The 23,055-nt window shown below is 68.7% G+C and carries 25 protein-coding genes; 11 read left to right on the top strand and 14 right to left on the bottom strand.

Annotated elements, in window-relative coordinates; translation table 11 throughout:
- Positions 1–115: 115 nt before the first annotated feature.
- Positions 116–1,003, top strand: coding sequence for an alpha/beta fold hydrolase (locus ACIQ6R_RS07355; protein WP_404219469.1), 888 nt, complete (start codon positions 116–118; stop codon positions 1,001–1,003).
- Positions 1,004–1,189: 186 nt separating this feature from the next.
- Positions 1,190–1,663, top strand: a complete 474-nt coding sequence (locus ACIQ6R_RS07350) for a carboxymuconolactone decarboxylase family protein (RefSeq protein ID WP_404177030.1) — start codon at positions 1,190–1,192, stop codon at positions 1,661–1,663.
- Between the two features lie 74 nt (positions 1,664–1,737).
- Here ACIQ6R_RS07350 and ACIQ6R_RS07345 read toward each other — a convergent pair whose 3' ends face one another.
- Positions 1,738–2,964 (bottom strand): cytochrome P450, encoded by a 1,227-nt coding sequence (locus ACIQ6R_RS07345; RefSeq protein WP_404219467.1) that lies wholly within the window; start codon positions 2,962–2,964, stop codon positions 1,738–1,740.
- Positions 2,965–3,653: 689 nt separating this feature from the next.
- Complete coding sequence (locus ACIQ6R_RS07340; RefSeq protein WP_404219465.1) at positions 3,654–4,400, bottom strand: pentapeptide repeat-containing protein; 747 nt, start codon at positions 4,398–4,400, stop codon at positions 3,654–3,656.
- Positions 4,401–4,559: 159 nt separating this feature from the next.
- On the opposite strand from ACIQ6R_RS07340, the gene ACIQ6R_RS07335 reads away from it, so the two are divergent.
- Positions 4,560–5,387: an SAM-dependent methyltransferase gene (locus ACIQ6R_RS07335; protein ID WP_404177039.1), complete on the top strand. Its 828-nt coding sequence runs from the start codon at positions 4,560–4,562 to the stop codon at positions 5,385–5,387.
- Positions 5,388–5,421: 34 nt separating this feature from the next.
- Here the strand turns inward: ACIQ6R_RS07335 and tgmC are convergent, their stop codons facing one another.
- The 8 genes from tgmC to ACIQ6R_RS07295 all read right to left on the bottom strand — a co-directional run bounded on the left by tgmC (position 5,422) and on the right by ACIQ6R_RS07295 (position 10,728).
- Entirely contained in the window at positions 5,422–6,621 is a 1,200-nt protein-coding gene (gene tgmC, locus ACIQ6R_RS07330; protein ID WP_404219463.1) for an ATP-grasp peptide maturase system methyltransferase, read from the bottom strand.
- Positions 6,618–7,616 (bottom strand): ATP-grasp ribosomal peptide maturase, encoded by a 999-nt coding sequence (gene tgmB / locus ACIQ6R_RS07325; RefSeq protein ID WP_404219461.1) that lies wholly within the window; start codon positions 7,614–7,616, stop codon positions 6,618–6,620. The genes tgmC and tgmB overlap by 4 nt, the downstream gene beginning before the upstream one ends.
- Before the next feature lie 3 nt (positions 7,617–7,619).
- A complete protein-coding gene (locus ACIQ6R_RS07320; RefSeq protein ID WP_404219459.1) occupies positions 7,620–7,916 on the bottom strand; it encodes a putative ATP-grasp-modified RiPP in 297 nt (98 codons plus the stop codon).
- Positions 7,917–7,978: 62 nt separating this feature from the next.
- On the bottom strand, positions 7,979–8,824 hold the full coding sequence (locus tag ACIQ6R_RS07315) for a helix-turn-helix domain-containing protein (RefSeq protein WP_404219457.1): 846 nt from the start codon (positions 8,822–8,824) through the stop codon (positions 7,979–7,981).
- A gap of 22 nt (positions 8,825–8,846) precedes the next feature.
- On the bottom strand, positions 8,847–9,290 hold the full coding sequence (locus ACIQ6R_RS07310) for a DUF6879 family protein (RefSeq protein WP_404219630.1): 444 nt from the start codon (positions 9,288–9,290) through the stop codon (positions 8,847–8,849).
- A gap of 43 nt (positions 9,291–9,333) precedes the next feature.
- Positions 9,334–9,561: a hypothetical protein gene (locus tag ACIQ6R_RS07305; RefSeq protein WP_404219454.1), complete on the bottom strand. Its 228-nt coding sequence runs from the start codon at positions 9,559–9,561 to the stop codon at positions 9,334–9,336.
- A 108-nt stretch (positions 9,562–9,669) separates the two neighbouring features.
- Positions 9,670–9,882, bottom strand: a complete 213-nt coding sequence (locus ACIQ6R_RS07300; RefSeq protein ID WP_404219452.1) for a DUF397 domain-containing protein — start codon at positions 9,880–9,882, stop codon at positions 9,670–9,672.
- Complete coding sequence (locus ACIQ6R_RS07295; protein ID WP_404219450.1) at positions 9,883–10,728, bottom strand: helix-turn-helix domain-containing protein; 846 nt, start codon at positions 10,726–10,728, stop codon at positions 9,883–9,885. It abuts the gene before it with no gap.
- A 218-nt stretch (positions 10,729–10,946) separates the two neighbouring features.
- On the opposite strand from ACIQ6R_RS07295, the gene ACIQ6R_RS07290 reads away from it, so the two are divergent.
- The gene (locus tag ACIQ6R_RS07290) at positions 10,947–11,579 is read left to right on the top strand and encodes an ATP-binding protein (RefSeq protein ID WP_404219448.1); all 633 of its coding nucleotides are present in this window, start codon (positions 10,947–10,949) and stop codon (positions 11,577–11,579) included.
- 145 nt (positions 11,580–11,724) lie between these two features.
- Here ACIQ6R_RS07290 and ACIQ6R_RS07285 read toward each other — a convergent pair whose 3' ends face one another.
- Entirely contained in the window at positions 11,725–12,780 is a 1,056-nt protein-coding gene (locus tag ACIQ6R_RS07285) for a hypothetical protein (protein WP_404219446.1), read from the bottom strand.
- A gap of 273 nt (positions 12,781–13,053) precedes the next feature.
- Here ACIQ6R_RS07285 and ACIQ6R_RS07280 point away from each other — a divergent pair, with 273 nt between their 5' ends.
- Genes ACIQ6R_RS07280 through ACIQ6R_RS07265 form a run of 4 tightly spaced genes read left to right on the top strand, consistent with a single transcriptional unit; the run spans position 13,054 to position 17,478 of the window.
- A complete protein-coding gene (locus ACIQ6R_RS07280) occupies positions 13,054–13,713 on the top strand; it encodes a hypothetical protein (RefSeq protein WP_404219444.1) in 660 nt (219 codons plus the stop codon).
- 11 nt (positions 13,714–13,724) lie between these two features.
- Positions 13,725–15,152 carry a hypothetical protein gene (locus ACIQ6R_RS07275; RefSeq protein ID WP_404219442.1) on the top strand — a complete coding sequence of 476 codons (1,428 nt, stop codon included), beginning with the start codon at positions 13,725–13,727 and terminating at the stop codon, positions 15,150–15,152.
- Entirely contained in the window at positions 15,149–16,966 is a 1,818-nt protein-coding gene (locus tag ACIQ6R_RS07270) for a DEAD/DEAH box helicase (protein WP_404219439.1), read from the top strand. The genes ACIQ6R_RS07275 and ACIQ6R_RS07270 overlap by 4 nt, the downstream gene beginning before the upstream one ends.
- A gap of 44 nt (positions 16,967–17,010) precedes the next feature.
- Positions 17,011–17,478 (top strand): very short patch repair endonuclease, encoded by a 468-nt coding sequence (locus ACIQ6R_RS07265; protein ID WP_404219437.1) that lies wholly within the window; start codon positions 17,011–17,013, stop codon positions 17,476–17,478.
- On the opposite strand, the gene ACIQ6R_RS07260 is transcribed toward ACIQ6R_RS07265, so the two are convergent.
- The 3 genes from ACIQ6R_RS07260 to ACIQ6R_RS07250 form a co-directional block, all read right to left on the bottom strand.
- Positions 17,404–18,753: a DNA cytosine methyltransferase gene (locus ACIQ6R_RS07260; RefSeq protein WP_404219435.1), complete on the bottom strand. Its 1,350-nt coding sequence runs from the start codon at positions 18,751–18,753 to the stop codon at positions 17,404–17,406. The two genes, ACIQ6R_RS07265 and ACIQ6R_RS07260, sit on opposite strands and share 75 nt — an antisense overlap.
- A gap of 216 nt (positions 18,754–18,969) precedes the next feature.
- Entirely contained in the window at positions 18,970–19,425 is a 456-nt protein-coding gene (locus ACIQ6R_RS07255) for an SRPBCC domain-containing protein (RefSeq protein ID WP_404219432.1), read from the bottom strand.
- Positions 19,426–19,512: 87 nt separating this feature from the next.
- Entirely contained in the window at positions 19,513–20,559 is a 1,047-nt protein-coding gene (locus ACIQ6R_RS07250; RefSeq protein WP_404219430.1) for an SEC-C domain-containing protein, read from the bottom strand.
- A 170-nt stretch (positions 20,560–20,729) separates the two neighbouring features.
- Here ACIQ6R_RS07250 and ACIQ6R_RS07245 point away from each other — a divergent pair, with 170 nt between their 5' ends.
- From ACIQ6R_RS07245 to ACIQ6R_RS07235, 3 genes are all read left to right on the top strand, one after another.
- Complete coding sequence (locus tag ACIQ6R_RS07245; RefSeq protein ID WP_404219428.1) at positions 20,730–21,041, top strand: DUF6412 domain-containing protein; 312 nt, start codon at positions 20,730–20,732, stop codon at positions 21,039–21,041.
- A gap of 100 nt (positions 21,042–21,141) precedes the next feature.
- Positions 21,142–21,867 carry a YidC/Oxa1 family membrane protein insertase gene (locus ACIQ6R_RS07240; RefSeq protein WP_404219426.1) on the top strand — a complete coding sequence of 242 codons (726 nt, stop codon included), beginning with the start codon at positions 21,142–21,144 and terminating at the stop codon, positions 21,865–21,867.
- A gap of 242 nt (positions 21,868–22,109) precedes the next feature.
- Positions 22,110–22,967: a fumarylacetoacetate hydrolase family protein gene (locus ACIQ6R_RS07235; protein ID WP_404219424.1), complete on the top strand. Its 858-nt coding sequence runs from the start codon at positions 22,110–22,112 to the stop codon at positions 22,965–22,967.
- Positions 22,968–23,055 lie beyond the last annotated feature (88 nt).

Raw genomic sequence — 23,055 nt, 5'->3', positions numbered from 1 at the left:
GGCGTGCCCCTCCATCGGCCGAACCGCGGGCGGGGCCCGCGACACTTCCGGGTACCCGCTGAGTTAGAGCGGGGGACAGAGCGGACGGCGGACGGAACGAGGGAGCGGGAAACCGATGAGTACGCAGAGCGCGGGTACGGACCGGCCTCGCACCCGGTCGGTCATGGTGGACGACGACGGCGCCCATGTGGCCTGCTGGGAGGCGGGTCCCCCCGACGCCGAGCCGGTCCTCCTCCTGCACGGCTACCCCGCCGACCACCACTGCTGGCGCCACCAGATCCCACCCCTGTCCCGCCGGTACCGGGTCATCGCCCCGGACCTCCTCGGCTGGGGCGAGTCCGACCGCCCCCTGCACCTGTCCTTCGACTACGACACCGAGGTCGCCCGGCTCGGCAGGCTGCTGGACGCTCTCGGCCTGGACTCGGTGAACCTGGTCGGCCACGACTACGGCGGCTTCCTCTCCCTCGGCTTCGCCGAGACCCACCCCGGCCGCGTCCGCCGCCTGGCCGTCCTCAACAGCCGCGCCCACGCCACCTTCACCCGCCCCTGGTACGCCGTCTTCAGCCTCATCAGCCTCGCCGGACGAGCCCCCGCCCTCCGACCGGCGGCGATGCACCTGCCCTACGCCGCCATCCACCGCCGGACCCTCGCACCGCTGGTCCGCGCGGGCCACCTCGACACCGGCATCCTGGAAGGCTACGTCGACTGGATGGACACGCCGGAGGGCCGCCGCTGGCTGCTCCACTACTTCGGCGACTACCGCACCCCGCCCCGCCCCGAACTACGCCGGCGCCTCCAGGAGATTTCCTGCCCGACGGCGGTCATCTGGGGCCGCGCCGACCGGTACCTGCGCCCGGCGATCGCGACCGAGCTGGCCGGGGCCATCCCGGACGCCGAGCTGACGATGCTGGACGGCACCGGCCACTGGGTGATGGACGAACGCCCGGCCGAGGTCACGGCGGCACTGAGCCGACTCCTGTCACGGGCCACCCCGAACGGCTGAGACGCAGGTCACACCCGCGCCCTCCCGGGGTCTGTCACATCCCGCCTCCGCGTTCCGTCGTAGCTGTGTACGCCGAAGGGCGAACGACTCACCAGCACGATGACCACGACGGCCAAGACGGCCAAGACGGCCAAGACGGCCAAGACGGCCACGACGGCCAAGACGGCCACGACGGAGGAACCCACCATGGAAGCTCGTATCGACATGTTCGCCAACCCGATCGCGGGCAAGCTCGTGCGGCACATCAACTCGGCGGGCAAGGTCGTGACGGACTCGGCGCTGCCGACCGCGACCCAGGAGCTGGTGAAGATCCGCGCCAGCCAGATCAACGGCTGCGGCTTCTGCCTCGACATGCACACGAAGGACGCGGCGAAGGCGGGCGAGACCGCACTGCGCCTCAACCTGATCGCGGCATGGCGGGAGGCCAAGGTCTTCACCGACGCCGAGCGCGCCGCTCTGGAACTGACCGAGCAGGGCACCCGCATCGCCGACTCCGCCGGGGGCGTCACCGACGAGGCCTGGGCGGAAGCGGCGAAGCACTACGACGAGGACCAGCTCGCCGCCCTGGTCGGTCTGATCGCCGTGATCAACACGTACAACCGCCTGAACGTCATCCTCCAGAACCCGGCCGGCGACTACGAGCCGGGCATGTTCGGCTGACGCACCCGCCCTCCGGGAGTTCCCCGACGCCGGCGGGCCGGCCCGCCCGATCGACGGGCGATCCGGCCCGCCGTTCAGCCGGCGTGCAGCAGGACCGGGAGCCGCTGATGGCCGTTGCTGATCAGGGAGGGCACGGGCGGCAGTTCCTCCGCCGGGTCGGCGAGGCGGATGTCGGGGAAGCGGCCGAACAGGCTTTCCAGCGCGAGGGTCACCTCCATGCGGGCCAGCGGCGCGCCCAGGCAGAAGTGGACGCCGTGGCCGAAGGCGAGGTGCTCCTTGACCGTGCGTGTCGCGTCGAAGGTGTCGGCGTCCGCGTGCCAGTCCGGGTGGCGGTTGGCGGCGGCGTACGAGGCGAGGATGGCCTCCCCGCGGGCGATGGTCCGCCCGTCCGGCAGCGGGATGTCGGTGACCGCGAACCGGAGCGGCAGATGCTTGACCGCGGGTTCGTGGCGCAGCGTCTCCTCGACGACGTCCGCCCAGGTGACCTCGCCCTCGCGGACCAGTTCGAGCTGGTCGGGACGGGTCAGCAGGGTGTGCGTGGCCTGGTCGATGACGTTGACGGTGGTCTCGTAACCGGCGCTGATCATCAGCAGCAGGGTGTCGCGCAGCTCCGCCGGGGAGAGGCGGTCGCCGTCCCCCTCGTCGTCCCGCGCGGCGATGAGCAGCGACGTCATGTCGTCACCCGGGGTGGCGCGCTTGCCGGCGATGAGCCGGTCCAGGACCTCGTACAGGCGCATGGTGTTGGCCTGTGCCTCGCCGGGACTCAGCGTGGTGTCGAAGACGCCGTCCACGAGGGCCCGGAAGCCCTCCCGCCGGTCCTCGGGCACCCCCATGAGGTGACCGATCACCGCGATGGGCAGCGGGTAGGCCAGCTCCTGCCGCAGATCGACCGGCTCGCCGGCGGGGAGGCCCGCGAGCCGGTCGACGAGCCGGCTCGCCATCTCCTCGACGGCGGGCCGCATCTCGGCGACGCGGCGGGCGCTGAAGGCGGGCGCGACCAGCCGGCGCAGCTTGCGGTGGTCGGGCCCGTACGCGGTGAACATGTTCTCCACCGCGACCCACAGGGCGAGCGGCCAGGTGCCGACCACCTCGCCGAAGGCCGGCCAGTGCGCCCGGGCGTCCTTGGAGACGTCGGGGCTGGTGAGCAGCTGTTTGAGGAGGACGGGGTCGCTGACCGACCAGGCCTGGACGCCGAGGACGTCCACGCGCGTGGCCGGGCCGCCCTCCCGCAGGGCGCGGTGCTCGGCGTGGCGACCGGCGCCGGTGGGGTCGAGGACGAGGACGGGCTGCTGGGTCACCATGGCCTGGCTCCTTGGTGTGCGGCTTGCTGGGTGGCGGGGAAGGTGACGGGCAGGGGTTCCAGGGCGCGGTGGAACGGGCCGGGGACGCCACGTCGGCTCGTCGAGGGGACGAGCGAGGCCGGTCTCCGGCAGCGCGTCCAGGAGATGGGTGACCGCGTTCTCGGCGATGAGGTAGGCGCGCGAGCGGTCGGGTCAGGAGCGCGGGCCGACGCTCCGGGCCAGGTGGGCGCGGTTGCCGGTATGGCGTCCTTGGACACCCTCTCCGAAGTGGGCCGACGCGCGGAGGGTCCGGGGAAGGAGGCGGTGGGCGTGCGGGCGGTGATGTGTGCGGCGACACGTGCGGACCGCGGCAGGCCGGAGCGGCCCGGCGGCGAGGGCGCACGACATGGAACTCCGCGGACACGCGAGGGCCGGTACGAGCAGGACGGGGGGCCGGCGACGACGCGGACTCGTAACGGAACGGACTGCGCACCCCGCACCACTTCGAACTCCCTTGTCCACAACCGGCGTTCGACGTACGGGAAGGGACCATACCGCTTACGCTGACGCCTCGTGTCGGCCTCGTGACCAAGAGCCGTGACCCTCGGGGTTCGGCGCGAAGAATGTCCGGATGGCAGCCGAACGCATGTGACCGAAAACGGGCGTTGGTCGTGCGGGTGACGCGCTGGCAGGCGGTCGGCCGCCATCGGTCAGACCCCTCGGCCACTCGCCTGGCAGCCGGGCGGGCCGGGCTCATCGCTCCCGCGCGTCACCTGCCACTCGCCCGGCGCGGTCTCCTCCGAGTACTCGCGAATCCTCTCGGCACTCCACGATCCCGGCCAGCGTGTGCTGGACGACCAGCGCAGCGACATGAGGATGCCCGTGCGGGCGTGCGTCTCGAAGAGGGTCACGATGCGCGACCCCAGGTAGTCCAGGGCGGCGCCGCTCAGGTCCGCGCCCCTCATGTCCGCGACCTGGATGTGCGTGCTGAACAGGGTCGCCCCGCGCAGGCTGGCACCGGAAAGGTCGGCTCCGGTCAGGTCCGCCTGGAACAGGTTCGCCCGCGAGAGGTTCGCGCCGCGCAGGTCCGCGCCCACCAGCCTCGCGCGCGAGAGATCCGCGCCCGTCAAGTCGGCGCCCGCCAACCGCGCGTTCGTGAGATCCGCGCCCTTCAGGAACGCGCCGGTCAGGGACGCGCCCCGCAGATTCGCGCGCCGGAGCCTCGCTTCGTACAGGTGGGCGCCGTCCAGCTTGGCCTCCGACAAGTCCGCCCAGGACAGGCGGGCCCTTCGCAACCGCGCCAACCGCAGGTTGGCCCCGCGCAACCGCGCCCAGTGCAGCCAGGCTCCACGCAGGTCCGCGGAGACCAGCTTCCTGCCCGGCCTGATCCACGGCCACAGGGCCAATGGGCCGATCCGCCGACCGAACATCTCGATCCCCCAGCCGTCCGCCGCCATCCCCGCAGCACCCCAACCGCCAACTTCCCGCGCCTGCCCCCCTTTTCATGCCCCGCGCAGGCGACGTCCGCACTAGGTTGGTGTCCCGACCCCGACCCCGACCAGCCCACGCCACCCCACCCCACCCCACCCCCCACCCCATCCCTAGGAGACTCTGCCGTGTCGGACACCAACTCCCAGCTCGCGGCCAGCGCGGAGATACGGGCCCGGATCGACACCGCCACACCGCACTCGGCCCGCTTCTGGAACTACTTCGTCGGTGGCAAGGACAACTACGAGGTCGACCGGGAGATCGGGGACCAGATCAAGGAGATCTTCCCCGGCCTCGTAGACGTGGCACTCACCAGCCGGCTCTTCCTGGGCCGCGCCGTCCGCCACCTGATCCGGGAGCAGGGCATCCGGCAGTTCCTGGACATCGGCACCGGCCTCCCCACCGCCGACAACACCCACGAAGTGGCCCAGCGCGTCGCTCCCGACGCCCGCATCGTGTACGTCGACAACGACCCGATCGTGCTGACCCACGCCAACGCGCTGCTCACCAGCACCCCGGAGGGCAGGACCGCCTACCTCGACGCGGACCTCTACGCCCCCGACACCGTCCTCGAAGCCGCCGCCGGCACCCTCGACTTCTCCCGCCCGATCGCCCTGATCATCCTCAACACCCTCGGCCACGTCGCCGACTACGACCAGGCCCGCGACCTGGTACGCCGCCTGATGGCAGGCCTCCCGTCGGGCAGCTACCTGGTGATCAGCGACAGCACGGCGACGAGCGAGGGCATGATCGCCGCCTCGAACGCGTACAACGCCAGCGGCGCGACGCCGTACTACGTCCGCAGCGTCGAGGAGATCGCCGGCCTCTTCGAAGGACTCGACCTGGTCGCCCCCGGCATCACCCAGGTCCCGTCCTGGCGCCCGGACCCGAACGCTCCGGCCGGCCCGGCCTCGGTCTCCGTGGACGCGTATTGCGGGGTGGGGCGGAAGCCGTGAGGTGGGGGGCGGCTTTGCCGGGGCGGGCTCCCGGTCACCCTTGAGGTAGCGGCAGCTGGGGCATCAGCGGGTGCAGCAGCCGTTGCCCGTCGCCGTCCACACGCAGTGTGAACGTCTCCGGACTGGGCCGCCCTGCGGCGTCGAAGGCGTCGATCACCTGCTCGATCCGCGCCCACAGCCTCAGCCGGCCCCCTTCACGCACACCCCACGCTCCGCCGTCCGGTGTGAGCGTGGCTGCGGAGCCGGAGACGATGTCGACGAGGTGCAGGACGCCGTCGATGGCGACCATCTGAGTGTCCGGTACGGCGCTCTGCGCGAGGAACCGCAGGTGGAACGCCTCCTCGGAGGCAGCCGTGAGCCGCTCGGGGAGGTGCCGCGCAGCCCGGGGCACCTCGGGCAGTCCCGCGGCCCAGTCTGCTGGATTCCCGTACGCCGGTGCCGCATGGGTCCGGGCGGACATGAATGAAATGGTGCCGGGCAGCAGCGCCCCCTCGGCGGTCCCGTCCTCGGCGACGGTGAGCAGGACGCGGGCGTTGCCATACAGCCACCCTGACAAGGGGAGCAGGATCTTCCCGCCCGGTCGTGCCTGCCTGAGGAAGGCGGCCGGCACAGCGCGGAAGGAACAGGCGGCCACGATCCGGTCGAACCAGGCCTCGGGCCAGTATCCGTACAACCCGTCCGCCCGCGCCAGTGTCGGCGTGTACCCGCAGGCGTACAGGGCGCCGGCCGCCGCATCCAGCCTGTCGGAATCGACCTCGACACTGGTCACGTGGGACGACCCCAGCCGCTCGCAGGCGAGCGCCGTCGAGTATCCCGTCCCTGTGCCGATCTCCAGGACGGTGTGCCCCTCGGCGACATCCGCGTCCGACCACATGCGCAGGACGAGGGAGGGCAGCGTGGAGGAGGACGTGGGCGCGCCTCCATGTCGGACGGCCGGGTTTCTCCAGTCGACCTCCTCGCCGTCGAGCTGGGTGATCAGCGTGGCGTCCGAGTAGGCGGTGGCCAGCCACCGTCCGTAGTCGATGTCGGCCGTGACCGGCTCCCACACCGTCAGGCCCTGCTCGTCCCGCTCGTCGGCGGGTAGGTAGAAGCCGGGGACGAAGACATGGCGGGGGACCCTCTCCGCGGTCGCCCGCCAGGCCGGGGCGACCGGGACCCCGGTCTCGGCGAAGGACTTCGTCATCGCCTCGCGCAGTGCGGCCGCGTCGTTGTCGAGGTCGACGGGCATCGTCATGACCTGGCACGTCCTTCCGTACTCTCCATACCTGCCGTGCTCAGAATGTCGGCGAACGCCTCGGTGATGGCCGGTGCGTCCGGAAGCCAGCCCCACTGACCGTTCGGGTTGCACTCGATCGCCCACCAGTCGTCCGGAGAGTCCCCGTCGCCGGTGAGCGCGAAGTCGAAGCAGCCGAAGACCAGACCGAACGAGCCCAGGTAGTCGTGCAGGGCAGCCTCGATCACCGGTGGGACGGGGACCGAAGTGTGGATCAGTTCGTTCCAGTCACCGCGACGCCAGTCGATGACGCCTGTCGTGGTACTGATCCGCTGGGCGAAGACGCGACGCCCGACCACGGTGACCCGTACGTCGCCGGTCTTCGGAACCTCCGCTTGGAACAGGTGAGCCGTCACCGCGAGCGACGCGTCGAAGTCGCGGAGGTCGACTCGTTGGGTCCAGATCGCGCCGACGTGTCCGTCCTCGCCGCGTGGCAGCCCGCGGAACGTCTTGCAGACGACGTACTCGTGTTCCTCGGCGAACCTCCGGGCCTCTTGGACGTCGTTGGTGACGAGCGTGGGCGGAACCCGCAGCCCGAGTTCGGCGAATCGGCGCAATTGCCACGGCTTGAACTCCGCCCGTGTCACGGCCGACGGATGGTTGACGAACAGGGCGGGACACAGACTGCGCAGCACGCCGCCCAGCCCATGCCTAGCCTCGGCGACGGCGAACTCCCGCTGCTGTGCGGGCAGCTGGCCGAACCGGGCGGCGTATGGTGTGGGCCGACGATGGTAGACGGCCCCTACCTCTCCGAGATCCACGTCCCGGCTCGCCGTACGCAGCCGGCCTCCCCAGACCGACCTGTCGCCCCCGAGACGGAACCCGAAGGTCAGCTCGGGCCCGATGTCTGCGGGGTCGAACCGGGCGACGGGCACCTCGCGCTCGTTGAGCGCGTCGATGACCCAGTCCGCGGTCACGTCTTCCAAAGCGGTGACGACCAGAACGGTGTGCACCATCGGTCAGTCCGACTCGTAGTCGGTCGTCGCGTCGTCCTGCGACTGGGGCTGGGGCTGTTGCCCGTCCCCACCACCGGACACGGACGTTGTACTACTCGTCCTGGACGTCCCGTGCCTGCCCATTTCGACCAGGTGCCCGGAGGCGTCGGTGTAGCGGGCGGTCTGGGTGGTGGCGTCCAGGGTGACGGTCGCGTAGGGGGCGGGAGTGAGCGGCGAGCGGTTGGTGACGAGACGCATCGCCCAGGGAGCCTGGGCGGAAGCCGTGGATGTGAGGGCCCGATCCCTGTTCATGGATTCCATGACGGCCACGCTAGGAACGGGTGGGAGTAACCCTCAACGAACATGCGTGGACTTGCACGTAGTCACCCGAGTGAGTCGATAGCCGACGTGATCAGTGTGTGGGCAGGGGTGCCATAGACTGCCGAGTCGGCGAGAGCTGAAAAGGTCTGTGCGTACATGCCGACCTCGTGTGGTTGTGTGATGGTCAGGAAGGCAGAGACCAACTCGACGTTGACCTGTGCCTCGTCGAAGATCCAAAAATCTTCGACTGGCCACAGCGCGGTGCGATCCGTGCTCAGCGGAATCACGCCCAAGCTGACATTGGGGAGCGTCGCGAGTGACAGCAGATGCCCGAGTTGTCCAGCCATGGTCTCCGTCCCACCGATCAGGTGCCGAAGCGCGCTCTCCTCCAGAACCACGGCGAAACGGCGCGCTCCCTCGTACAGGACGCGCTGCTTGTCCACGCGAACGTCGACGGCTGCGTCCAGGTCGTCAGGCAGCGCGCGACGGTCGCGGATCGACACCAGAAGGGCCCTGATATATGCGGGGGTCTGCAATGGCCCAGGTATGAGCCACGATGAGTACGCCCTGAAGTGCCGGGTGCGCTGCCACAGCGGGAGTACCGACTCCTGCGCCCGACGCAGTCCGGAGCGCTCCAAGCGACGCCACTCGACGTAAGCACCGTCGATGTTGCGCGCTGTGGCGATCAAGTCGGCTGTCTGGGCGTGCGCGCCGCAATGGAGCGTGTACACGCGCACGTCGTCGTCGGAAGGTGGCGTGCGGCCGTTCTCGATGCGGCTGCACTTGCTTTCATGCCAGCCCGCCCTGGAGGCGAGTTCCCGCGCGGTCAGACCCGAGTCCTTCCGGAGCTCGCGCAGTCGCTTGCCCAGGGCCTCACGGGCCTGCTGGATGCTGGATGACGAAGACATGAGGTGTGGCGGCTGGGCCCCGTCAGGTCGGCTGGTACTCCTCATGGGGGACTGCCCGCTCCCAGACGGCAGCGAACGCCGAGGAGCACAGGTTGACGACGTCCTGTTCCGTCACTAGCTCCTCACCCGTCATCGTCCCGTCCCCGGCGAAGTGGTTGAACAGGACGGACGTGCCGTCGAGAAGCCAGAAATCGTTCCCCGGCAGCGCAAGGCCCGAGGCATGCCTGCGGGGCAGCCAGCGCACGTCTTCGCCGGCCTTGACGTTGTGCCCGCTGGTCAGCTCGTACTCGTAGCGAGCGTAGGAGGACAGGGGTTCGGAGACGATACGAGCGCGGTGCACCGCAACTCCCCGAGACACGGCGGAGGAGACCAGCTCGATCCACCAGGGCCACCGCTGCGCCGGGTCGAAGCGGTGGCCTGCGGACCACGCGCGATAGTCCTCATCGAGGCCGTAAGCGTCGCGCATCTCCAGGTGGTACGCACTCTGCCGGGCGGATCGGAACAGTTCCTCAAACGTCGGCTGCGGCACCTCCGCTCACCTCCGGGAAGTACTGCATCATGCGCCTGGGAAACTCGATCACCGTCTCGTGGCCGGGGATGTCCAGCTGAGCCAGGCGCTCGGCGTCTGTGACTCGCCAGCCTTGCAAGATGTAGTTCCCGGTTTCGTCGTCCAGGTACACGGTCGGAGAGCCGTTGTTGGGGCTCTCCGGATCCTTGCCCAGGCGGTGCAGAGCCATGGTGTCCTCCGGTGCCGGTGATGACGGGCGGCATGGCCAGGCTTGCGCAGGTGTCGGCCTGGGTGCCAGCTACTTGCACGAACTTCTACGGGTCCGGACCGCCCGTGCCTACCCGGCACAGACGCCTTGGTGCAACGCGTCGACAAAGCGCCGCCAGGCCTCAGTTCCCACGGAGAGGACAGGACCGCGGCTGTGCTTCGAGTCGCGTATCAGTGCCCGGCGCCCGAGGTAGGCGCACTCGACGCACTCGGTGGCATTGCCACCGCTGTACGACGACTTGAACCACACGGCGGCGGAGAGGGGCTTGGGATCGAAGGACATTCACAGCTCCTTGCGGACGCGGTGGATCAGGGCGGAGGAAGCCTCCATGTCCAACGCTTGTGCGCGGAGGTACTCGAACGCAAGTCTGTACCGCTCGAGTTCCTCGTCCTTTTCCAGGAAAAGCGAGCCGGTGTGGAAGTCGACGTACACGACGTCGAGGGCTGCCTCGGTGCCGCCGATGATCACGAAGCTGCCGAGCGCCGCGGAGTGGGCTCCCTTGGAGAAGGGCAGTACCTGAAGTGTGATGTGCGGAGACTCGTTCGCTTCAAGCAGTCGGCCGAGTTGTTCCTTCATGGCTTCCGGTGACCCGACGACCCGGCGGATCACGGACTCGTCGAGGATGGCCCACAGGCGTGGTGGCCTCGGCCGGCCGAGGATCTCCTGCCGCTTCATGCGGATGTCCACCAGCCGTTCGATCTCAGCCGGCTCCAGGGGAACCTCGTTAGCCTTCTGCAGGGCGGTGCTGTAGGCCCGGGTCTGCAGAAGGCCAGGGACGTAGACACAGGAGAAGTGGTCCTCCCGTACGGCCTCGTCCTCCAAGGTCAGCAACAGGTTCATGCTCTCCGGGATGGAATCGGCGAACGAGCTCCACCAGCCCTGCTGTTTGGCGTCCTTGGCCAGCCGTACGACGGCTTCGCGCTCGGTGTCGGCGGCCCCGTACTCACGGCACAAGGCATCGACCACGATCCACTTCACCGGTCCCGCCTGTGTCTCGTAGCGGCTCACTGTGGCCTTGGAGACCCCGACAAGCCGACCTGCCTCTTCCAGGGTCAGGCCCTTGCTGGCGCGCAACTTCCTCAACGTAGCGCCGAGTTGACGGCGGCGAGTGGTGGCCCTCACGGTCATCCGGACTTCCTCCTGCGCGTGCGCCGGGCGGTCGCTCCGGGCCTGATCAGGCTAGGCAGCGAGGAGACCTCCCACCATCAGATTCACTCGATGGGTTCTTGTGAGAAGTTACATGGTGAGACTTCTCTGTGTCATTCTCCCTTGTGTTCCGCTACGCAATGCAGCCGGACGGACACGGCGGGCGCAGCATGTGCGTGGCTCAGGAGGGAGGAGTTCGCATGCCCGGCTATGAGGTCAGAGAACACCGATACCGATCTGTTCTGCCGTTCACGGCAGCGCCGGCCGAGGTGCGGCTACTGCGACAGGCGACTACAGCCCAGTTGGGACAGTGGTGCGTACCCCATGCTGTGGAGGAAACGGAGCTGGTGGTCACGGAGCTGGCCACCAATGTCATCAAGCACGTGGGCGAAGGCGCGCCCGCCACGCTGGTCCTGGAGTGGGGAGGGGAGCGGCTGCGCGTAGAAGTGCACGACAAGAGCTACTCCGTACCCTCCCTGCCAGCAGCAGGCTGCGACGACGAATGCGGGCGCGGTCTGCACCTGCTCGCCGCCGTGACGGCGGACTGGGGGACGGCTCTGACGGCCGCCGGAAAGTCGGTGTGGTGCGAGATCGCGCTCGGGCCCGAGCGGGTCTGCCAACGGATGGAACGTGCTGCTGCCGCTCTGCGGAGCTACCGCACTGGGACCGGCCCTGCCTTTGGGGGGCGGCTGCGAGACACCGCCCTCAAGGAGTCCGCGGTTGAGCTGATCGCTGACTTGCTGCACTGGACGGCTTCCTGCGGCTTCGATCCAGACGACATCCTGGACCAGGCCCAGCTGCACTTCGAAGCTGATCCGGGCGCCGCCGCCTGAGTTCTTCTCTAGGTCTCTTTCCCGCATGCCGTGATGGCGCTGCGGCCCACTGGGCGCTGGCCGGCCAGTCCCGTACTGCGTCCACACTCAGCGGCAAGCCTGGTCGTGGTCTGCTTCGGTGAGGCGCTGACGAGGCTGGCCGCAGCTATCTGGGCGGCCCGGACATCTCTGCCCGGGAGAGAGCTGACCCAGGATGGGCGGCGGCCGTGCGCAGCAGGGCCTCCGCGTCCGTGACGGCCCGCTGCTCGTGCAGTATCAGTGCCGTCCGCACCACGTCCTGGTCGTTGCGGTCGCGCGCATAGATGTGCACGAGGTTGTCGACCAGTTCGTCCTGCCCGCGTGTCCGCAACAGCGCTACTAGCAGGGCTACTTCCATGGGCGTGTAAGCCTCTGCCGTATGCCGGAGGAGTGCGAGGGTGCTGTCCGGCCGGCCGTCGCGGAGCAGCTCTTCCGCGCGGCGGCCGACGTGGCGGGATGCCAAGGCTGCGTTTTTGCTCTGTTGCCGGTCCCCTTGTCGGCGGGGGACCGGCAACAGAGTTGCGGCGTGTGCCGCCTCCCGGACCTTTTGCGGGCCGGCTTCGCTTACCGGTATGGGCTGAGCGGCCTTCATTCGCTGAGCCTCCTGCTTCAGTACGGCGGCGCGCTGACGGAGTTCCCTGAGTTCGCGGGCTCCTTCTGCCGCAGACCGTTCGAGCTGTTCATGGGTTCCCTGCAAAGCCCGGAGTTTCTGGCCTGCGGCACGTGCCGCCTCTCTGTTCCGCTGGCAGTTGCCGCATCGTTCCTGCTCGGCTCTCGCGCGTAGCTCCAGCAGTTCTTCCCTCGTGATGCCGAGGTTTTGGCCGCCCCCGGTATCCCGGCAAGCGGTGTCGAAGATGAAGGCAGCTACCTCGTCTGGCGGAATGCGCCGCCCCCGGAGGTATCGCGTCAGCGCGGTCTCGCTGATGTTCAGGTACTCGGCAGCCTGGGCCTGCGTGGGGTGAGTTTGCGGTGCACCGTCAGCGGTTGTGACGACCAGCTGGCGGCAGATCTCTTGCAGTGCTGTGACCAGTCGCCGTCTGTCGGGCAGGACATCCTCGTCGAGTTCCTTATCCGTCCACGCGAACGGGGGGCGACGGTTGCTGCTCGCTGCCATGGTGACAAACCTCCGCATATTCGGAAGAACTGGCCATTCGTGCCGCCGCTCAGTGACGTTGGTCGTCATTGTGCCGGAGGGTGGCAGGTCGCCGCCTGGCAGTTTTTGCTTCTTCTCTTGCCAGTTGGTGCGCAAGTTGCATCGGGAGGGTTCAAAGCGGTTTCGATGTGCCACGATTTAAGAGTCAGCCGCCAGTGGTGCGGGGGTGGCGCGAGTCTCACATGCGCAAATGGTGCCATTTATGCCTTTCGTGTGATGTGCGGCAGAACGCCTGAATGTGTGGGAGGGGACCCCATTATGACGTTGCCGTCTTGGCAGGAGACCAGTGTCGGGAACCACAAGTTGGGCAGCAAGGCGCGTGCGGCGCTGTGGCTGATCCAGGAGGTCGGGGAGGGAAACATCTTCACCGTGGCCAAGCTGCGCGAGGCTTTCCCGGAGGTTGCGCAGATTGACCGACGTATGCGTGATCTCAGGGACCACGGCTGGGAGATCTCGACTAGCCGAGAGGACCCGGAGCTGCTGCAGCAGGAGCGCCGGTTCGTGTCACGCGGTATGGACGTCTGGATTCCCGGCCAGGCCAAGGCACCCAGCCATAAGGCCAGCATCACCAGCGCCCAGCGGGCGAGGGTGATGCTGGCCGACGGTCATCTGTGTCGCACGTGTGGCATTGGTGTCGCCGAGTCCTACGAGGACGGTGTCGAACAGTCGGCGCTCAACATCGCGCGGCGGCAGGTGACGCTTCCTGACGGCAGCCTCACGCACCAGTTGATCACTGAGTGCAAGCGGTGCGGGCGAGGGAGTGTGGACCGTTCCGTGGATTTGCCGGCCGTGCTCTCCCGGATCGAGTCACTGGCGCCCCTGGAGCGGAGCGTACTGAGCGGCTGGGTGAAGAACGATCAGCGCACTTACAGCTCGCTGGAGGTGCTGTGGGGCATGTACCGGACCCTGCCGGAGGACTCCCGTAAGGCTGTGGCCGACGTTCTTGACGGTACGGACGACTGAGACAGGACGGGATGACGATGATGCGCGAGTTTCCGGCCCCGCCGCGGGCGGCCGAGTTCAGCGAGCTGATCAGCAAGAAGGTCGAGGAGGTCAAGGCGTCTGGCAGCACCCGGGAGACGGTCACTGTCGACTGGAACGGGCAGCAGGCCCATGTCGAAGTGATCGACTTGCCGCTCAGCAGCCTCTTCTACAACCCGAGCACCCACCGGATCCGGGCTCAGCGGAGCCACGACGCCGAGCGGGACGCGGCGTTGGACAAGGACCCCTGGAGCGCGGAGAGTCAGGACTACCTCGGGTTCCTGCTCAAGGCGGACCCTGAGAACACGAATGTGCGGGACAAGGACTTCGATGTCCTGAAGGACAGCCTTGACCAGTTCGGGCAGAACGACCCCGGGCTGGTGACCCGGCACGGGGTGCTGGTCAACGGCAACACCCGGGCCGCCGCACTTCGCGAACTGGGCGCGCAGTCGATGCGCGTGGGCGTGCTGCCGGCGTCGTTCACGTGGGCCGACATCAATGCCGTCGAGCTGTCCTTGCAGCTTCGCAAGGACCACCGGCGCGACTACTCCTACATCAACCGCCTCATCGCCATGGAGGAGCAGGCGGCGCTGGGCCGGACGCCTGAGCAGATCGCCAAGGATTTCCGGATTCAGGTGCGCACCTACCATCAGGAGCGGTGGATCCTCAGCACGATCCGCGAGCTGAACGAGCGCAGTCGCACCGGCGGTGGCAACGGGCTGCGCCTGGTGGACTGGGAGGGCGCGCAGGAGCGGCTCAAGGAACTCCACCGGCTGTACGTGAAGCTGGAAACGGTGGACCGTGACCAGGCTGAGGTCCTGAAGGAGCTTCGTCTGGCCGCGATTCTGCTCAACTTCTCCAAGACCGACGTCCGTCACATCAATGAGGACTTCCTGAAGGCGGGGCTTGAGCGACAGCTGCCCATGGGCGGTGCGACGGCCGCGCAGCCGCAGTCGGTGTCCATCCCTGGACTGGGCCTGGAGGTGCCCGCCGCCTCCTCCGCCGTCGCGGAAGCCCGGGCGATGAACGACGAGATCCTCCGCACCGCCGCCGTGGTGAGAAACGAAGCCTCGGACCTCGGTGATGAGCGGAAGGCCGCCGCTCAGGACACCTGGGACAGCACCAAGAAGGCGTTCGACGAGGCGATCGAGGCGGCGGGCCGCAGCGCTCGGCTGCGCAAGCGCAAGCAGCTTGCCCCGGCCCGGCTGGCCGAAGCCTGCGCGAGTATCGACCAGTGCGTGAACGACCTGGTGCAGGCACGGACCTCCCGCAGCCTGGACGAGGAGGCGTTCGACGACGCTGTGGTCAAGTTGCGGGGCAGCCTGCTGAAGCTCGCTCAGCAGGCTGGCCGCGGGCTGCCGCAACCGGGGGACGGCGTCTCCTGGCTGCTGGAAGCGGTCGCGGCGGAGGGCCCCCGGTGACCAGTTCTGTCAGCGAGAAGTCGCTGCGTCTTGGGTTCGACGAGACCCGGACCCGAGTGGTTCTGCGAACCACGGAATCGTTCCAGCAGGAACTCGTACAGCTGGCCGCCCGATTTCGTACTGGCGGTCAGCTTGGCCCGCTGAGTGCCTCGGTCTCCCTGGACGAGCTGCTCGCGGACCTCGGCCTGCTCGGTTCCTGGTCAGACCCCGCCGGTGTGGAGTGGGCGGACGACCTTCGGGACCTGGTATCCGGAGTGGTCCAGGACGCCCACACCGTGCAGCAGCGGCTCGCTGGGCGGCAGACGGCTGGCGAGGTCGCGCCCGATGATGTGCCTGCGCTTCTCGGCGATTCCTGGAAGGGGGTACTCAGCGAGTTCCAGCGCCGGGACATCGCGAAGCTCCTGTCGCTTCAGCACGGCGCCAACTTCAGTGTGCCCGGCGCTGGCAAGACCCGGGTCGCGCTCGCTGTGTACGCGGCCCAGAAGGCGGCCGGCCGGGCGAGCCGACTGCTGGTCGTGTGCCCTAAGTCGGCCTACGAGTCATGGCGTTACGAGACTGCGGAGTGCCTCATCCACCCGCTGCGCATCAACGTCCTGGACGGGTCGCTGGATCAGTGGGCTGAGGTGCTCGTGGTGAACTACGAGCGTCTCGACCGGTCACTGTCCATGCTGGCTGGGTGGCTCAAGTCGGCTCCCTCCATGATCATCCTGGACGAGGCGCACCGGATGAAACTGGGTGCCCGCGGAACCTACGGGGCGGCCTGCATGGCGCTGGGGCCTCTGGCCGCACGCCGACTGATTCTGACTGGTACGCCGGCTCCGAACGGTTCACGGGACCTGGAGAACCTCTTGGGTTTCGTCTGGCCGGGCCACGGCCAGCGCACGGTGGTCCAGGCGGTTGCTGGAGGAGACCTCGCGCACGCCAGCACTGTCCTCCGGCCGCTGTTCACGCGCACGACGAAGCACGAACTCGGCCTGCCCCCCGTGCAGCTGGGACTGCGCTTCGTTGACATGCCACCGCTGCATGACGAGATCTACACGGCAATCGTGGGCGGCGAGAAGAGCGGCGCCGCGCGCGAGGACTTGAGTTCCCTCGGGAAGACGGCACTCCGCCTTCTCATGGCTGCGACGAGCCCCGCCCTTCTCCTGGAAGGAGGCAGCCGCTACGAACCACTCGCGTATCAGCTGCCGCCGATGGAGATTCCCGAGGGGGGTTCGCTGTACTCGCTTATGCAGAACCTTCCCGACTACGAGCTTTCGCCCAAGTACAAGGAAGCCGTGGCGATCATCGCGGAGAACGCTGCGCAGGGCCGGAAGACACTGGTGTGGACGACGTTCGTCAGAAGCCTCACCACGCTGGAGCGCATGCTGGAGAAGTACAGCCCGGCTGTCGTCTACGGCGGTACCCCTGACCGCGAGGAGCAGATTCGGCGGTTCAGGGAAGACCCGGCGTGCATGGTGCTCATCTCGAACCCGGCAACTCTGGGCGAGGGAATCAGCCTGCATCACGTCTGCCATGACGCGGTCTATGTGGACCGCGACTTCATGGCGGGGCGGTTCCTCCAGAGCCTGGACCGGATCCACCGTCTCGGGCTCGCCCCCGGCACAGAGACCCGGGTGACAGTCCTGGCGGTGCGGAACTCCGTCGACGAGGTTGTGGCCGCGAGCCTGGAGCGCAAGCTGGAATTCATGGGGCGCATCCTGGACGACCCCACCGTGCAGCAGCTCGCCGATCTTGAGGAGGAGCCTTCGGTGGCGGCTGGTCTCGCGCCGGGTGACATCGAGGCACTGCTGAGTCACATGGGAGGCCGCTAGGACTGGCTGCGTGCTGCGGGCCGCGCACGACTACCCTCTGCGGTGTGTCCCCTGAAGCAGATTGGGAGGCCCCGGAAGGATCCTGGGCTTCCTCCGCAGCACGCCGCCGCAACATGCAGGCGATCCGCAGCCGTGACACGAAGCCGGAAGTCCTGATCCGGAGGCTCGTACATGCCACGGGGCTGCGGTACAGGGTGGCCGCTCGCCCCCTCCCGGACCTTCGCCGGACGGCCGACATGGTCTTCCGGTCGGCCAAGGTCGCGGTATTCATTGACGGCTGCTATTGGCATGGCTGCCCTGAACATTATGTTCCGCCGAAGACTAATCCCGGTTACTGGTCAGAAAAAGTCGTTCGCAATGTCACGAGGGACCGGGATACCGACGAAAGGTTGCGGGAAGCTGGCTGGCTGGTGCTCCGCTTCTGGGAGCACGAGCCGTCAGACGCCTGTGCCGACAAAATCGCCGTGACGGTCTTGGCTCGGCGTGCGGGGGGGATTATTCGTGGCGACTGAGATCTCCAGTTGCTGCGGGATGTCATCGACGGGATTCGATCCCGCTGGTTCCATTTCATAGTCCCTGGTGAGTGCGTCCCCGTATTCAGGGAGCAGGACTGCGGCGATAGCGCGTCCGACTGCCTCGGCTACCGGCGGCGGGAACGCGTTCCCAACCTGACGGTATCGGGCCGTCTTCCGCCCCTGGAACTTCCACTCTTCAGGGAAACCCTGGATGGCCGCCGCCTGAGCGACAGTGAGCATAGGACCGACTGGTCGGAACAGATCGCGTTCCGGATCACAGCTTTCCGGGTCATTGGCGATGCCCATCCCGTCGACCCCGAGTTCCGCCCATGCGCGCTTGGCGCGGGTAGGCCCCAGGTCGGCACCGCCGTGCTTTCTGGAGCCGCCGACGAGAGTCGGGGCAACGGTCTTGCCTGCCGCCGAGGCCTGGGTGATCTGCCTCTTCCAGTCTTCGAACACGTCCCTCCCGGTACGCTCGCCGGGACGGGCAGGTTCGCCGTCCGCATTCTTGTCCCAAAAGGCTTTGCAGCGCGCGAGCATGCTCTTCTCGAGCTTTTCGAAAGCAGTGACTTCGCCACCCTTGATGCCGGTCGGCCACTGAAATCCCGCACTTCCCGGTGTAACGGCAGAGCGGTGAATCGCCACCAAGATTGCCCGCGGCCGGAGCTGGGGAACCCCGAAATGCTTCGCGTCAAGTCGCCGCCAGACTTTTCGCATAGCTACGTCTTGGGCACTTGCTGACTGGCTCGGGTCAATATCAGGAACCAGGTATCCGAGGTCGCGCAGGGTGTCAAGGATCGAATTCCTGTACTCGATGAAGACTTCTGGAGGTTCGAGGATCCCTCGGACGTTCTCAATCATCACCGCTTTTGGTCGGAGAACCTCGATGATGTCAAGTGCTGCTGGGAAGAGATCGCGCTCATCGTCCGGGCCAAGCCGGTGTCCGGCCAAGGAGAATGGCGGACACGGTACACCGCCTGCGAGCAAGTCGAGTTCGCCTGGCTCAAGGCCGAGATTTTTTCTGACCTCGGAATCCAGAAAATCCTTGACGTCCATAGGGCGGATTCCGTCAGCCTTGCGCTGATCCCAGCCGGGCCAGCCGCCCACGTTCGCCCGCAAGGTAGCTGCGGCGTGCGAGTCCCACTCAACGAGAGCGCAGTGGTCGAAACCAGCGTTGTGCAGTCCGACGGCTTGCCCCCCGGCGCCCGCGCAGATCTCGATCGAGGTCAATGGCGAGGCGAACCGCGGTCGCGTCTGGCCGCTGCGGGGCATGCCGCTCCTCCTGAAGGTGGTCGTTCGGGGAGAGGCGATGGTCACGTACGAGCCTCTCGACATCAAGAGTCTCGCACTTTTGCTGAGTCACTGAGGCATCACGCGTGAGGTGAGGCGCGAGAGTGCAAAACCTGCAGTCCCCGGTCGCCACCGACGTTGGCGCTGCGTGTAGCCGGCGTCCTGGCGAAGGAGGCGCGCCAACCCAGACCACCCCGCTCAATCCTTCCCCCCGTCCGCCAAGAACCCCTCCAACCCGTCCAGCAGCATCCCGCTGCCCTCCTCCGCCCCGTCCCGTTCCGCCTTCGTCTCGCAGGTCTGGCGGAGGACGAGCACCGTGTCGCGGGGGCCCTGTTCGGTGAGTTCCATGGTCATCAGGGTGGGGTCGGGGCGGCCGGGGATGTCCATGCCGATGACCAGGTGGGTGGGCTCGTCGACCTCGACGTAGGTGCCGGTCAGGGGGAACTCGGCGCCGTCGGGGGCGATCATCGTGGCCTTCCAGGCGCCGCCCGGCCGTACGTCCAGTTCGACGGAGCCGGGGGCGGCGTGGGTCCACCGGGCGTACTGGTCGGGGGTGGTCCAGGCCTGCCAGATCCGTGCCGCGGGGGCGGCCAGGGTGCGGGTGAGGGTGTAGGAGTAGCCGTCGGCGGGGGCGGAGGTCTGCTCGGTGCTCATGTCGGTCGGTCTCCTCGGGTGAAGGGCTCGGCGCTTGGGATTGCGCGCCGCGCTGTCACACCTGTAGACGTCCGCCCGCGCGGGAACTCATCGGTCGGCCGCGCCCGTACCTTCGAGGCCGTGGCACTCGGCGTACGGCCGGTCGGATCCGCACCAGCACGCCGCCCCGCGCTGCGGCGGCCACGCCACCGCGCGGCCCCGTGCCGCCAGCGTCGTGGCGTACTGGGGGAGGAGGGACGGGTCGGCCGGGGACGCGCCCTCCGAGGCCGCGAACGCCTCGTACGACGGGACCGTGCCCCGGACCACGCCCAGGTTCGGGGTGCCGGACGACGCCAGCTCGCGCAGGGCGGCCTCTATCGTCGCCAGGTGGTCGTCGTAGGACGGGTACTCGGTGGCCAGGGGCGGGTACGCCTCCAGGAGTTCCGTCAGTTCGCCGGCCGGCCAGTGGAGCATCGCCACCGGGAAGGGGCGGGACAGGGCCTCCCGGTAGGCGCCCAGTTCGGCGCGCAGGCGGGAGATCTCCGCCTCCAGGTCGGCCGGGTCGTCCGAGCCCAGGGACCACACGCGCTTCGGGTCGTGCAGCTCGTCCAGGGAGACCGGCATGGTGTGGAGGGTGTCGGCCAGGGCGTCCCACTCGTCGTGCGGGAGGCCCAGCATCCTGCGGACCCGGTGACGGCCGTAGAGGAGGGGGTGCGTCGAGTACGGGGGCTCCGCCACGTCCGTCAGGAGCAGGCGGGCGCCCTCCGTGAACGTCTCGTGCGCCGCCTCCAGCTCGTCGTGGGCTTCCAGGGCCTCGGCGACGATCACCCAGGGGGCCGGGTCGCGCGGTGCCGCGGCGCGGACGCCGTCGATGATCGCCCTGGCCTCCGCCTCGTGGTCGTACTCCCACAGGTTCGAGGCCTTGAGAGCACGGACCAGGGACGGGTTCTCCAGACCGGAGGGGCCGGTGTCGGAGGGCGACAGCAGGCGGTCGTAGAGCTTGGTCGCGGCCGGGCGGTCGCCGGACAGTTCCAGGTGGGCCGCTGCGCGCAGGAGCAGGGCCTCGGCGTCCTCGGGGTAGAGGCCGGCGGTCCGCTCCAGGCGTGCCGCTTCGGCGGTGTGGTCGACGTTTTCGGCGGGCGTGTCGGGGCGCATGATGGACACCGTACTGCCGAGAGGTGACGAAGGTGAGGTACCCGCTGGGCGGTGACCCGTGCCCCCGGGCGGGCGCCCGAGGGGGCCGATGGCCTCGCGATGCCGATACCGGGTGTCGTAGGACTCCTGTATAACTGGGGCAAACGCGCGTACGAGAGGGGGAGTGGCCGATGACCCGAAAACGGGCCGTCCCGCGCCCCCTTCTCGTGCTGCTGCTGGTGCTCCTCCCCGTCGCGTTCGTCGACGTCGGCAGCCTCTCCGCCACCGTCGCGCTCGCCGCGACCGCCGCCGTCGGTTCCGCGCTCGCCGTCTGCGCCGTCATCGCCGCGCGCTGCGCGCCCGCCGTGCCGCCCACCCGGGTCCGTACGGCGATCAGGGACCGAGACCTGCGTACGGCCTTCCTGCCCCAACGCGATCCCGACGCCCGCGGCCGCCGCCGGCCCCGAGCACCCGGGCACGCCCTCCCGGCGACCACCGCGTAGGGCACAGCCTCCTCCACACCTGGCCCCGCGCCGGTCGTGTCGTCATGCCGTCATTCCCCTGACCCCGGCACGACGAGACCCCCGGAGGGCTCACCCACCCATGTCCGTTTTCGCCAACCTGGTCGAGCACCTCGCCGACCTGCTCCAGCCGCTCTTCGGCGCCTCCGCCGCGGCCGCGGCCATCGTCCTGTTCACCGCCCTCGTACGGCTCCTCGTCCACCCCCTGTCCCGGGCCGCCGCCCGCGGGCAGAAGGCGCGCACCGAGCTGCAGCCGAGGATCACCGAACTGCGCCGCAAGCACGCCAGGAACCCCGAGAAGCTCCAGCGGGCCGTGCTCGAACTGCACGCCGCGGAGAAGGTGTCGCCGCTGTCGGGCTGCCTGCCCAGCCTGTGCCAGGTGCCCGCCTTCTTCCTCCTCTACCACCTGTTCTCCAGCTCCTCGATCGGCGGGCAGCCCAACGAACTGCTCTCGCACCAGCTCCTCGCCGCCCCGCTCGGCGGGCGGTGGGCCGACGCGCTCGGGGACGGTGGGCCGGTGGGCGGTGCCGGACTCGTGTACGCCGTGCTGTTCGCGTTCGTCGCCGGGGTCGCCGTCTTCAGCTACCGGCTCACCAAGCGGACGATGGCCGAACGGCCGATGCTGCCGACCGGTGCGGACGCCGGTGGCGGGGAGCAGGTGCCCGGGCTCGGCGCGATCACGAAGGTCATGCCGTTCATGTCCTTCTTCACGCTCGTCACCGTGGCCGTGGTGCCGCTGGCCGCCGCGCTGTACGTCGTCACCAGTACGACGTGGAGTGCCGTGGAGCGGGCCGTCCTCTACCGCTGACACCGCTGACACCGCTGACTCCGATGAGGCCGACGAGGCCGACACCTGTGAGCGGGCTGCCCGGCGCGTGGCCATGGTCCGGCGTCCAGGACGCGTGGCTACGGTCCAGTACGTGAACGGGGTATTGCGGAGTGGACTCCGACCTTGGACGATCGAACAGTCCTCCGATGCTTGTCGCGTCACTGCCGCACTCAGGTCGCAGCTCATCGGGCGGGCTGCCCGCGATCGAGGAGTTGGGGATCATGAAGCTGTTGCGAGTCGGTACGGCGGGGTCGGAGCGACCCGCGCTGCTCGACGCCGACGGGACCCTGCGAGACCTGTCGGGCGTGGTGTCGGACATCGACGGAGCGCTGCTCGGCGACGACGCCGCGCTCGGCCGGATACGGGCCGCCGCCGAGGCCGGTGAGCTGCCCGCCCTGGACGGCACGGGGCTGCGCGTCGGTCCGCCCGTGGGGCGCATCGGCAAGATCGTGTGCATCGGGCTCAACTACCACGACCACGCCCGCGAGACCGGGGCCGAGCCGCCCGCCGAGCCCGTCGTCTTCTTCAAGGCGCCGGACACGGTCGTCGGGCCGGACGACACGGTGCTCGTGCCGCGCGGCTCCGTCAAGACCGACTGGGAGGTGGAGCTGGCGGTCGTGATCGGGCGTACGGCCCGCTACCTGGAGTCGGCGGAGGAAGGACTCGCGTGCGTCGCCGGGTACGCGGTCGCGCACGACGTGTCCGAGCGGGAGTTCCAGATCGAGCGGGGCGGGACCTGGGACAAGGGCAAGAACTGCGAGACGTTCAACCCGCTGGGGCCCTGGCTGGTGACCGCCGACGAGGTCCCCGACCCGCAGCGGCTGTCGCTGCGGCTGTGGGTGAACGGGGAGCTGAAGCAGGACGGGACGACCGCGGACCAGATCTTCCCGGTGGGTGAGGTCGTTCGGTACGTCAGCCAGTTCATGGTGCTTCGGCCCGGTGACGTCATCAACACGGGCACGCCCGCGGGGGTGGCGATGGGGCAGCCCGAGCCGAAGCCGTATCTGCGGGCGGGGGACGTGGTCGAGGTGGAGGTCGAGGGGCTTGGGCGGCAGCGGCAGGAATTGAAGAACGCGTAGGCGCTCCGCCGGGGCGCTGGGGGACTGCGGTGTGCCGGCGGCTGACGGTGCGTCGTGGCTGGTCGCGCAGTTCCCCGCGCCCCTTCGG

Source organism: Streptomyces sp. NPDC096048, assembly GCF_044763415.1.
In the GTDB taxonomy this organism is placed as follows: domain Bacteria; phylum Actinomycetota; class Actinomycetes; order Streptomycetales; family Streptomycetaceae; genus Streptomyces.
Note: the sequence above shows the minus strand (reverse complement) of the source record. Positions and strands in the feature narration are given on the sequence as shown.

What these genes read in the sequence shown, in the direction of transcription:
- ACIQ6R_RS07320 (WP_404219459.1), bottom strand. Translation starts at nt 7,916, where the DNA reads ATGGAATCCATGAACAGGGATCGGGCCCTCACATCCACGGCTTCCGCC.
- ACIQ6R_RS07355 (WP_404219469.1), top strand. Translation starts at nt 116, where the DNA reads ATGAGTACGCAGAGCGCGGGTACGGACCGGCCTCGCACCCGGTCGGTC.
- ACIQ6R_RS07255 (WP_404219432.1), bottom strand. Translation starts at nt 19,425, where the DNA reads ATGAGCACCGAGCAGACCTCCGCCCCCGCCGACGGCTACTCCTACACC.
- tgmC (WP_404219463.1), bottom strand. Translation starts at nt 6,621, where the DNA reads ATGACGATGCCCGTCGACCTCGACAACGACGCGGCCGCACTGCGCGAG.
- tgmB (WP_404219461.1), bottom strand. Translation starts at nt 7,616, where the DNA reads ATGGTGCACACCGTTCTGGTCGTCACCGCTTTGGAAGACGTGACCGCG.
- ACIQ6R_RS07250 (WP_404219430.1), bottom strand. Translation starts at nt 20,559, where the DNA reads ATGCGCCCCGACACGCCCGCCGAAAACGTCGACCACACCGCCGAAGCG.
- ACIQ6R_RS07285 (WP_404219446.1), bottom strand. Translation starts at nt 12,780, where the DNA reads ATGACGACCAACGTCACTGAGCGGCGGCACGAATGGCCAGTTCTTCCG.
- ACIQ6R_RS07340 (WP_404219465.1), bottom strand. Translation starts at nt 4,400, where the DNA reads ATGGCGGCGGACGGCTGGGGGATCGAGATGTTCGGTCGGCGGATCGGC.
- ACIQ6R_RS07290 (WP_404219448.1), top strand. Translation starts at nt 10,947, where the DNA reads ATGCCCGGCTATGAGGTCAGAGAACACCGATACCGATCTGTTCTGCCG.
- ACIQ6R_RS07300 (WP_404219452.1), bottom strand. Translation starts at nt 9,882, where the DNA reads ATGTCCTTCGATCCCAAGCCCCTCTCCGCCGCCGTGTGGTTCAAGTCG.
- ACIQ6R_RS07310 (WP_404219630.1), bottom strand. Translation starts at nt 9,290, where the DNA reads ATGCGCGACGCTTACGGCCTCGATGAGGACTATCGCGCGTGGTCCGCA.
- ACIQ6R_RS07295 (WP_404219450.1), bottom strand. Translation starts at nt 10,728, where the DNA reads ATGACCGTGAGGGCCACCACTCGCCGCCGTCAACTCGGCGCTACGTTG.
- ACIQ6R_RS07240 (WP_404219426.1), top strand. Translation starts at nt 21,142, where the DNA reads ATGTCCGTTTTCGCCAACCTGGTCGAGCACCTCGCCGACCTGCTCCAG.
- ACIQ6R_RS07260 (WP_404219435.1), bottom strand. Translation starts at nt 18,753, where the DNA reads ATGCCCCGCAGCGGCCAGACGCGACCGCGGTTCGCCTCGCCATTGACC.
- ACIQ6R_RS07275 (WP_404219442.1), top strand. Translation starts at nt 13,725, where the DNA reads ATGACGATGATGCGCGAGTTTCCGGCCCCGCCGCGGGCGGCCGAGTTC.
- ACIQ6R_RS07305 (WP_404219454.1), bottom strand. Translation starts at nt 9,561, where the DNA reads ATGGCTCTGCACCGCCTGGGCAAGGATCCGGAGAGCCCCAACAACGGC.
- ACIQ6R_RS07245 (WP_404219428.1), top strand. Translation starts at nt 20,730, where the DNA reads ATGACCCGAAAACGGGCCGTCCCGCGCCCCCTTCTCGTGCTGCTGCTG.
- ACIQ6R_RS07315 (WP_404219457.1), bottom strand. Translation starts at nt 8,824, where the DNA reads ATGTCTTCGTCATCCAGCATCCAGCAGGCCCGTGAGGCCCTGGGCAAG.
- ACIQ6R_RS07235 (WP_404219424.1), top strand. Translation starts at nt 22,110, where the DNA reads ATGAAGCTGTTGCGAGTCGGTACGGCGGGGTCGGAGCGACCCGCGCTG.
- ACIQ6R_RS07350 (WP_404177030.1), top strand. Translation starts at nt 1,190, where the DNA reads ATGGAAGCTCGTATCGACATGTTCGCCAACCCGATCGCGGGCAAGCTC.
- ACIQ6R_RS07345 (WP_404219467.1), bottom strand. Translation starts at nt 2,964, where the DNA reads ATGGTGACCCAGCAGCCCGTCCTCGTCCTCGACCCCACCGGCGCCGGT.